Genomic DNA, 9,525 nt, shown 5'->3' on the forward strand with positions numbered 1-9,525 from the left:
CGGCGGCATCGTCTGCCCCGCGTCGAGTACCGGCCGCAGCCAGCTGTCCGCTCGGTGGTTCCGTCCGGTCCACACTCCGAGGACGATGCCCACGGCAACCACCACCACGGTGGCGAGCAAGGTCGACGCGAGGGTGACCATGGCATCGTGCCAGACACCGGTCCCGACCAGCAATCCCAGGCACACCGCGGCCGGAAGCGCGCCCCGCCAGCCGCCGAGAAGCGCGGCCAGCGCCACGATCACCACGACCACGAGCCACCAGGGCGACTCGGTCAGCAGGGACTCCAGTGGATTGAGGACCCCCAACGTGGCGGCATCGCGTACGCCGTACGTGAAGCCACCGAAGACGTCCTGGACCCAGGTCGTCACGTCTGTCGCCAGGATGGCGATCCGCGAACCGATGTTGAGGTCCGTCGGGAACTCGGCCGCCCACACATAGGTCCGCGAGAACCACACGGCCACGAGAACTCCGGCACCACCGACGCCGAGCAGCACCTTGCGCCGCAGGCTCGCAGTACGCCAGGGTCGGTCGCCGGCAGCCGTGGTCACCCGGTCGAGCACGATCGCCAGGACGACGATCGCAAGTCCGGCGTTGAAGGCGACCCCGACATCGAGCGTCTGCAGTGCCTTCAGCACGGTCTGCCCGAGGCCGGGCGCGTCGATCAGCGCCGCGACCGTGACCATCGAGAGCGCGGCCATGATCGTCTGGTTGATCCCGACCACGACCGTACTGCGGGACATCGGCAGCAGCACCTTCAACAAGGTCTGTCCGCGGGTGGATCCGAGCGAGCGAGCGGCCTCGACACTCTCCTGCGGCACCGAGCGGATCGCGTGCGCGGTGAGCCGGACCACCGGCGGCGCGGCGTAGATCAGCGTCGCTATCGTGGCGGCCGCGGGGCCGATGGCGAAGAACAGGGTCAGCGGCGCGAGGTACACGAAGGTCGGCAACGTCTGCATCAGGTCGAGCACGAGGGTCGCGACCTTGAAGATCCGGTCGTTGAGCCCCGCCCAGATGCCGAGCGGGATCCCGACCAGCAACGCGAGCAGCACCGCCGCGATCGTCAGCGCGAGCGTGTCCATGCTCTCCTGCCACAACCCCTGCAGCCCGACGAACGTCAGCCCGGCCGCGGCCAGCAGCGCCACCTTCCAGTTCCCGAACGCCCACGCCAGGTACGCCGACACCGCGACCACCCCGAGCCACCCGATCACCGGCACTGGCCGCCCGTACGACGGTTGCGCGATCGCCGCCTGAAGCAGTACGACGAGTTGGTCGACCGCGATCCGGATGGCATCGAGGAAGGCGTTCCCGCGGCCGAACGAGTCGGCCTCTTCCGTCAGCCAGCGGTGCAGCCGGGTGGTGTCCTGACCGCCCAGGGTGAGCGTGTCGATTCCGCGCAGCACGAACCACACCGCCACCCAGGCGACCAGCAGCACGCCGACGATGACGGCGCGCCGGGGCCGCCGGACGCGGATCTCCACTGAGCCGGTGATCGAAGCCATCAGGGAGTGTCCACCGGGCGTGCTGCGTGCACGGGCGAAGGACGCGCGCCCGCGACGACGGCGAGGATCTCCTCGTCGCCGATCACGCCGAGCAGGACCCCGTCGGCCACCACCTTCACCGGCCGGTCGGACTCGAGCACCAGCCGGGTCGCCTCGCGGACGAGCAGGTCCGGGCCGAGCTCCGGTCCGTCCAGCGGCTCGCCGGGCCGCGGCTGGCGCAGGATCCAGCGCAACGTGAGCACGTCGGCCCGCGGTACGTCCCGGACGAACTCGCGGACGTAGTCGTCGGCCGGAGCCCCGACCAGCTCGTCGCCGGTCCCGAGCTGGACCGCGGCGCCGTCGCGCATCAGCAGGATCCGGTCGCCCAGCTTGAGCGCCTCGGACAGGTCGTGGGTGACGAACACCATCGTCTTGCCGACCTCGCGGTGCAGCCGGACCACCTCGGTCTGCATCTCCCGGCGGATCAGCGGGTCGAGCGCGGAGAACGGTTCGTCGAACAGCAGGACATCGGGGTCGTTCGCAAGCGCCCGGGCCAGACCGACCCGCTGCTGCATGCCGCCGGAGAGCTGTTCGGGGTAGAACTGCTCGTGGCCGGACAGGCCGACCAGGTCGATCACTTCCTGGGCGCGACGGCGGCGATCGGGCTTGCTCTCACCGCGCACCTCGAGACCGTACGAGACGTTGTCGATCACCCTGCGGTGCGGCAGCAGCCCGAAATGCTGGAACACCATGGAGAACTTGCTCCGCCGCAGCGTCCGCAAGCGCTTCTCGTCCGCCAGCCGGAGATCCTCGCCCTCGAAGAACATCCGGCCGGCCGTCGGCTCCACCAATCTGGTCAGACAACGGACCAGAGTGGACTTGCCGGAGCCCGACAGGCCCATCACGACGAACACCTCGCCTGGCGCCACGTCGAAGCTCAGGTCGTGGACGGCCGCAGTACAGCCGGTGCGTTGCAACAGGTCGGCCCGGCTCAGCGCCGCCAGCTCAGGGCGGTGCGGAACTCTCGAGGCTTTCGGCCCGAACACCTTCCAGAGGCCCTGGATCGACAACAGCGCCTCGGACACCTGCGAATCGGGGTATTCGAGCTGAGCGGTCACTATGGTTCACCCTCGCATCCCCGGGCCACCGGGTTTCGTCGTGAACCGCGACTTTATCTAAAGGCCAGGTCCGCCGTGCCGTCGCGGGTGTCTGACCATTCAACAACCAGACTCACGGCTGGTACGGCGGAGCCTCGCCCCAACCCCAGCGGGGAACGGGAGCCTTCGGTGGCGGCGTCGCCCCGGGCTGGGAATTAGCCAGCGCGATCCGCGTCCCCCACTCGACATAGGCCACGAACGCGGACCGGAACTCGGGATCACTCGGCAGCCCCGCCGGATCCGCACTCGCCGCGATCAGCGTCGCCCAGCGAGCACGCTGCTCCTCGGTCAAGCCCAGGTTGAGGTGATGCGCCAGCATGCTCGGGTAGCCGCCGAGTTCCTCGGTGTACTGCTTCGGCCCGCCGAACACCTCGCTCAACCAGATCGCGACGTGCTCGCGATGCTGATCGCTCATGTGCGCGAACACCGGAGCCAGCAGCGGATCCTCCAGCACCTTGTCGTAGAACACCTCAGTGAGCCGCCGGAACGCCTCCGTCCCACCCGCCCACTCGTAAACCGTCGGTGTCGTCATCCACCCCTCCTCGCCTTTGTAATCATGTAATCAGACTGACAGGGTCATCAGCACCTCGGCGATCGCCACCTGGACCGGTTCGACCTGGTGCCCGCCGCCCTCGAGATCCCATAGGACGTTCTGCAGGATCCGCGCGAGGGTCCAGCCGATCGCCCGCTCACGGTCCAGCCCGACCACGTCGAGCATCAGCTCGAACCGCCGCCGGAGCGCCCTCGCCGGCTCACCGGTCGCCACGAGGTCGTCCCACCGGTTGTTGAGCGCCGCGAACAACTCGAAGCACGGATCTCCAGCGAGCGGCTTCGGGTCGATCACGAGCCAGGGTTCGCGGTCGGACGCGAGCACGTTCTCGTAGTGGAGATCCCAGTGCAACAAGCGATCCCCGGGCTCCTTGACGAGCTCGGCCAGGCGCGCCGCGCAGCGCAGTACGAGGGACTGCTCGGCGGGATCGGCCAGCAAAGGGATGAGCGCAGGGGCGTCATCCAGCATCGCTGCCGCCACATCGGCAAGCGTGCGGAGGCCAGGCGGCGCCGGTACTGCGCTCAACCGGGCGAGGAGTTCCGCCAGGATCCGGGTGGCCTCGACATCGTCGGGCAGGTGGTTGAGGGAGCGCGGATGCAGTCGCTCGAGCAGCAGAGTGCCGGTCGCCTGATCATCCTGGAGGACCCGGACCACACCGTCGCCGTTCCAGGTGCGGAGGGCGAGCGCCTCGCCGGCGTTCTCTTCGTTGAGGGGCTGGAGCTTGAGCATCGCGGGCGTGCCGTCCTCCTGCGCGACCGGCAGGACCAGCGACGCGGCGCCGTGCAGCGGTCGGCCGTCGATCGTCAGCGCCCAGCGCTCGAGATAGGTCGCGGCCAGCTCGGGTAACGCCTTTAGCCAGGCCACCCAATCCTCGTCCTCGGCGTGGAGTGCGATCAGCGATTCCGGTACGACTCGGGCGTCAAGGTGGCCGCGTTCGCGCGCACGGAAGATCTCCGGCAAGGCAGTTCCTCCTCATCTCGCGGCGGTTCTGACAGTAGGGCTCGGGCGGGCGATGTGCTTGGGTTTTCCCGTGAGCTCTGTGGAGGATGCGCCAGGCGAGGTTGCGCGACGGCACCGGCAGGTCCAACTGGTGGTGTCGCTCATCTATCTCGGCATCCCGCTGGTGTTCCTGGCACTGGTGCTGTGGATCAGTTCGCGGGTCTCGCCGTTCAACTGGCAGGCGGGGTTGCTGCCGCTGGCGTTGCTCGTGCTCGGCTGGTTCCTGCGCGGCAAGCATCGGTACAAGCCGCAGCGCTGGGCCGGCGCCGGCGGCTGGTTCGGCGCGATCACCGGGGTGTTCACGGCGTTCTACTCGATCGTGCTCGACATCAACTGGCTGGCGACGCTGTTCCTGCCGGCCGCGCTGCTGGGGGCGATCCTCGGCATCGGGCTCGCCCGGTACGCCGTTCGCGTGCTCCTCGACCCGTTGATCCCCGAGCTGGCAGACACGCCGTACGAGCTGATCTTCCGGCTCCGGGGGTTGCGACTGACAACGCTCGGGATCGGGACTACCGCGGTGACGATCCGGGGACCGGTGCTGCTGCGGACCAAGAGCGGCCAAACTCCGGAGGACCTGGCCCGGACGTATCAGCTGAGCGAGATCAGCGGGGTGCACGACGTGACGTTGAGCGGTGCGGAGCGGCTGAAGTACCCGATCAGCCTGCCCTTCCCGCCGATCGGGACCGCGGGGCCGGCGGTCATCCTCCAGGCGCGGGGTGAGGACTGGGTGCTGCCCACCGACCACGGGCCGGTCATCACCCAGATCCTGAACCGGCGCAAGGCCGCTTGATCACCCTGTGCGTTCGTCGGTCCAGCGCATCGCCAGCGCGAAGCCGAGATCGTCGTACTGGGCACCCGGAAAGACAGAGTCGTACAGCTCGCGGAACTGGGCTCGGGACAGGTAGACGTCGCTGAGTAGGTGCTCGAGCCACGGCTTGCTGTGCCAGAAGCGCAGCTCGAACCACGCGTCGCGCCAGCCGATCCGCTTGAGCTGCCGTGGGAAGCCCAGGACCGCTCCCCAGGTGTAGACCCTGCGCGGCGGCGTCGGGTAGCGATCGCAGACGTTGTCGATCAACGCGACCGTGCCACCGGGCCGGACCAGCGACTTCAGCTGGACGAGCCCGGCGCGATAGTCCGGCAGGTGATGCATCATTGTGTGGCTGTACACCAGGTCGAACCCGTCGTCGTCCACCGCGAACAGGTCCGCGACCCGGTACTCGAGGTTCGGCCGGGAGCGCTTCGCCCGGGCAAGGTCGATCATCGGCTCGCTGAGGTCGACCCCGAGCACGTAGTCGAAGTCCTCCGCGAGCCGCTCGGTCGCGTGCCCGGGACCGCAGCCGACGTCGATCGCCCGCTCCCCGGTCAGCCCGAGCCCGGCGATCCAGGACGTGTTCTGGCCGGGCAACAGGCTGACGAACCGGTCGTACTCCGCGGCGAAGCGGTCGAACGACGCCGGATCAACCAAGGTCTGAGCTGCAGTCATGCCCGTACGACGCCGCCACCCGACCCCTTTGTTCGATCCAGTACTGCGCCCGCCCGTACTGCGAGTCGCCGCGCCCGGGTGGTTCGCCGTACCGGTCAAGACTGGTCGCGGCCGTCAGGAGCCGCCGGCCCAGAGGCTGGTCACCTGCAGGGCGGACTCGTCCGTGCGGTTGGCGCCGTAGGTCCGGTGGGCAGCCGGCATCGGGACGGCGACCGGATCGGGGGTGGTGAAAACGCGCCGCAGTTCGGCGTCGGAGATCGCGGCCGCACCGCGGACGGCGACTTTCTCCAGGCCGGGAGGCGGCACCTCCCTGAGGTGGCGGCACAGCCGGCGGCCGCGGGCGGTCTGGCCGAGGAACTGCCAGCGGTGCAGCAGACCACGCTCGGCCAGGGAGGTCCGGAGTTCGTTCATCGCCGGGGACTGCGCGACGGCCTCGATCAGCTCGCCGAGCAGTTGACCGACCTCGGGGATGGTGGCGAGGACCGTTCGCTCGAGCTCGCTCGCCGGGTCACCGGGCAGGGTCTTGACCCGGTGCCGGGCGGCGCTGATGGACAGCGCGCCGGCCTGGTGGAGGGAAAGGATGGCCGTCAGCGCCGCGCGCCTCGGGCCGCCACAAAGGTAGGCGGTCTGGTTCAGGTCGAGTGAGTTCTCCCCAAGCATCGCCGGTACCTCCTGATCGCCTGAACGTCCTCGTCAGCTGCTTCGACGGAGTCCGACCCAATCAGGTTGCACGTCCCCCGCATCCGTCTGCTCAGGCAGACGACCGGAGGGGACGGTGGCGCGCCGGCCGCATCCCGGCTCACGGGCTGGAGCGACGGAGGAGCTCAGTCGCCGGCGGCTGCGCGTTCCTGGCGGGCGGTTTCGGCCTTCTCCGCCTGCCAGCCGTCCTCGTTCTTGCCGAGCCGCCAGTAGCCGGACAGGGACACCCGGTCCCGCGACAACCCGCGCTGGTCGAAGAGGTGACGGCGGAGGCGCAGTACGAAGCCTGCCTCCCCGTGGACGAACACCTGCACGTCACCGGGCGGGAACTCGAGCGCCTCGACCGCCGCGACCAGCCCGTCGCCGCGCTCACCGGTCGCACCGGCACGGTGGAACCAGGTCAGTTCGACCTCGCCCGGGCCGCTGAGCTTCTGCTCCTCGGTCTCGTCCTCGACCTCGACGAACGCCTTCGCGTGCGCACCCGCCGGCAGTACCTCGATCGCGGCGGAGATGGCCGGCAGCGCGCTCTCGTCGCCGACCAGCAGGTGCCAGGCGGCGGCCTCGTCCGGCGCGTAGGCACCACCCGGACCGTTGAACCACAGTTGGTCGCCCGGCTTCGCGCTCGCCGCCCACGGACCGGCGACGCCCTCGTCACCGTGGTAGACGAAGTCGATCGCCAACTCCTGCGCGCCCTCGTCCCACGAACGCACGGTGTAGGTCCGCATCGTCGGCCACTGCTCGGACGGGAGCTGCTCGCGCACCACCCCCATATCGAGCGGGTTCGGGTACTGCACACCCAGCTTCGGGAACAGCAGCTTCACGTAGTGGTCCGACTTGCCGTTGTCTTCGAAGTCGTCGCAGGACAGCACCACCCGGATCATGTGCGGGGTGATCTGCTCGGTCCGGCGAACGACCGCCAGCTTCGCGCGGCGATTGCGACGGGGTGCGGGGCTGCTCACGCGACCACGGTTCCTCTCGAGAACATCAGCAGGCGACTACTTAGGCTTACCTAAGGAGACTAACTCACGCTGCCCAACCCCCTGCTCGCTCCTTGAGTTCCACTGGATCGGCTGCGGTGGCAGCGGGGTGGCCGGGGTTCAGCCGGGGCTGGCCTGGTGTTCATCTGGTGGTTGCTTTGGGCCCGCTCTGGGGACGGACGGGGGTTGCAAGGTAGCGGAATGAGTTCGGTTGTCAGGACATCCCTGCCTACGGCGTTCCTGGCATCCCGGACCGACGGGGCCGGTCGGCCGATCTCGCTCGACCAGCGCCAGCCGGACAAGAACACGCTGGTGTTCACCGGCGCCCCGGGGATGGGCAAGAGCGTCGAGCTCGACCGGGCCGAGGCGCTCGCCCGGTCGAACAACTGGATCTGCATCCGGGTGGACGTCCCGACGACAGAGCCCTTGGAGATGCGGTTCGCCCGGGCCGTCAAGCAGGAGCTCCCAGCGCTGCAGAAGCGGTTCGGAATCGTTCCCCTGCTCGGACTGAAGAAGACCGTGAAGGACCTGACCCCGCGAAGGGCCCAGCAGAAGGGCTTCGAGGGCCGGCTCAATCTGGGCGTCACGACCTGGGTCTGGAAAACGCAGTGGGATGCGAGGGGCGCCATCACCTCCACCCTGAGCCAGCTCGCCGACAACCTGGCCGAGCTGGCCGCCCGGGAGAAGGACACCTATGTGCTGCTGATGGTCGACAACCTCCCCGTGCCCCCACCAGGCGGCCGGAGTCTGTCCGACGAGGAGATGGCGGCCGCGCACAACCTGAACGGGCTGGCCGAGCTCACCGACCACCTGCACGACAACGGCCGGCACGTCTACCTGATCGCCGCGGGCGCGGAGTCGGCTGCTGCCGGGCTGATGGAACGGGTCGAAGGCGGGATGGGGATCGGGAGCGCCGCCAGGAGCAAGTTCGACCTCCGGGACTGCGCTCCGCTGACGCCGGACGAGCTGCGCCCGGCGGTGACGGATGAGCTGGATCACTCGGGCGTCCGCTACGACCCCGACGCCGTGGAGCACCTGGTCAAGGCCGCCAACGGGAGCCCTGCCCGGATGCGCGACCTCCTGGACACCGCGCTGCAGAACTCACCGGCCGAGCTCACCCCGGCGGCGGCGAAGCTGGCGACCGCCTCGGTGAAGGCCGAGTCGGCGATCGTCTACGAGAAGGCGTGGAGCTCCTGCTCGAACGCGGAGATGGATCTGCTGACGAGGGCTGCCGCACAGGGTCCACAGGGGTTGACGACCCCCGCCCCAGCGTCCGGCGGTTCGGAGAAGTGGCAGGCGCTGGAGCGGGCCCGCACCACCTTGGTCACTCGCGGCATCCTGCGGGAGACGGACGGGCGCATCACGGTCGCCGACCCTGGTCTGCAGGAGTGGGTCAACGCCCGCGTCGGTCAGTCGATGGCACACGCCGGCGTCGCACCCCCCGGCAACCCAGCCCTCAACCAGTCCGGCAGCCCAACCCTCGGCCAGTCCGCTACTGGCACCGGTCGGCATCGCCAGACCGCCCAAACCACCACCCGCCGCGAAGGCGACCCCAGCGTCAGCCGCTAACACTCCGGGCGCCCCAACCTCCGACTAGTACTCCGCGGCCCACCTCCGAGTGGTGCTCCGCAGCTCACCTCCGACCTACGTCGCGGCTCAACCTCCGGCGCGGGGTAGCAGCGGCGTCAGTCGCAGCAGCCGTCGCTGCAAGTCGTCGAGGTGGTGGGGGCGCAGCAGCCCTTGCCCTGCCAGGCTTGCAGGCCTTCGCGGAGCGCGATGGCGGCGATGATCAGACCGGCGACGGGGTCGGCCCAGAACCAGCCGACTGTGGCGTTGAGCAACAGGCCGACCAGGAGTACCGCCGACAGGTAGGTGCACAGCAATGTTTGGGTGCCGTCGGCAACAACTGCGTTGGAACCAAGCGCCCGGCCGGTACGGCGCTGGGCCGTCGACAGCAGCGGCATCACCACGAGCGAGGCGATCGCCAGGCCGATGCCGATCGTCGAGGTCTCGGGGGTCGACTGGCTGGCCAACGCCCGCACGGATTCCACCGACACGTAGGCGGCGAGCCCGAAGAACGACAAGGCGATCAACCGCAACGCTCGGCGCTCGCGGGTGTGAGGCAACGGGTGCCGGAACTGCCACAAGATGATCAACCCGCTCGCCACCTCGACGATCGAG

10 protein-coding genes are annotated in these 9,525 nt (G+C 69.2%); 2 read left to right on the forward strand and 8 right to left on the reverse strand.

The annotated features are described in order from the left end of the window. From VFG33_RS04570 to VFG33_RS04585, 4 genes are all read right to left on the reverse strand, one after another. A partial coding sequence (locus VFG33_RS04570; RefSeq protein ID WP_325022699.1) for an ABC transporter permease occupies positions 1–1,500 on the reverse strand: 1,500 nt, incomplete at its 3' end. After that, on the reverse strand, positions 1,500–2,597 hold the full coding sequence (locus tag VFG33_RS04575; protein WP_325022701.1) for a quaternary amine ABC transporter ATP-binding protein: 1,098 nt from the start codon (positions 2,595–2,597) through the stop codon (positions 1,500–1,502). The genes VFG33_RS04575 and VFG33_RS04570, both read right to left, overlap by 1 nt. A 112-nt stretch (positions 2,598–2,709) precedes the next feature. Then, positions 2,710–3,168 (reverse strand): group II truncated hemoglobin, encoded by a 459-nt coding sequence (locus VFG33_RS04580; protein WP_325022703.1) that lies wholly within the window; start codon positions 3,166–3,168, stop codon positions 2,710–2,712. Positions 3,169–3,198: 30 nt separating this feature from the next. After that, the gene (locus tag VFG33_RS04585; RefSeq protein WP_414672923.1) at positions 3,199–4,137 is read right to left on the reverse strand and encodes an aminoglycoside phosphotransferase family protein; all 939 of its coding nucleotides are present in this window, start codon (positions 4,135–4,137) and stop codon (positions 3,199–3,201) included. 79 nt (positions 4,138–4,216) lie between these two features. On the opposite strand from VFG33_RS04585, the gene VFG33_RS04590 reads away from it, so the two are divergent. Continuing rightward, positions 4,217–4,975: a hypothetical protein gene (locus VFG33_RS04590; protein ID WP_325022707.1), complete on the forward strand. Its 759-nt coding sequence runs from the start codon at positions 4,217–4,219 to the stop codon at positions 4,973–4,975. Here the strand turns inward: VFG33_RS04590 and VFG33_RS04595 are convergent, their stop codons facing one another. The 3 genes from VFG33_RS04595 to VFG33_RS04605 all read right to left on the reverse strand — a co-directional run bounded on the left by VFG33_RS04595 (position 4,976) and on the right by VFG33_RS04605 (position 7,326). After that, positions 4,976–5,668, reverse strand: a complete 693-nt coding sequence (locus VFG33_RS04595) for a class I SAM-dependent methyltransferase (RefSeq protein WP_325022709.1) — start codon at positions 5,666–5,668, stop codon at positions 4,976–4,978. A gap of 114 nt (positions 5,669–5,782) precedes the next feature. Continuing rightward, positions 5,783–6,328, reverse strand: a complete 546-nt coding sequence (locus tag VFG33_RS04600) for a TIGR04222 domain-containing membrane protein (RefSeq protein ID WP_325022711.1) — start codon at positions 6,326–6,328, stop codon at positions 5,783–5,785. 164 nt (positions 6,329–6,492) lie between these two features. After that, positions 6,493–7,326, reverse strand: coding sequence for a siderophore-interacting protein (locus tag VFG33_RS04605; RefSeq protein ID WP_325022713.1), 834 nt, complete (start codon positions 7,324–7,326; stop codon positions 6,493–6,495). 219 nt (positions 7,327–7,545) lie between these two features. Here VFG33_RS04605 and VFG33_RS04610 point away from each other — a divergent pair, with 219 nt between their 5' ends. Next, positions 7,546–8,913 carry an ATP-binding protein gene (locus VFG33_RS04610; RefSeq protein WP_325022715.1) on the forward strand — a complete coding sequence of 456 codons (1,368 nt, stop codon included), beginning with the start codon at positions 7,546–7,548 and terminating at the stop codon, positions 8,911–8,913. 116 nt (positions 8,914–9,029) lie between these two features. On the opposite strand, the gene VFG33_RS04615 is transcribed toward VFG33_RS04610, so the two are convergent. Next, the coding region (locus VFG33_RS04615) for a cation diffusion facilitator family transporter (protein ID WP_325022717.1) at positions 9,030–9,525 on the reverse strand (496 nt) is incomplete at its 5' end.

This window comes from Kribbella sp., assembly GCF_035687465.1.
In the GTDB taxonomy this organism is placed as follows: Bacteria; Actinomycetota; Actinomycetes; order Propionibacteriales; family Kribbellaceae; genus Kribbella.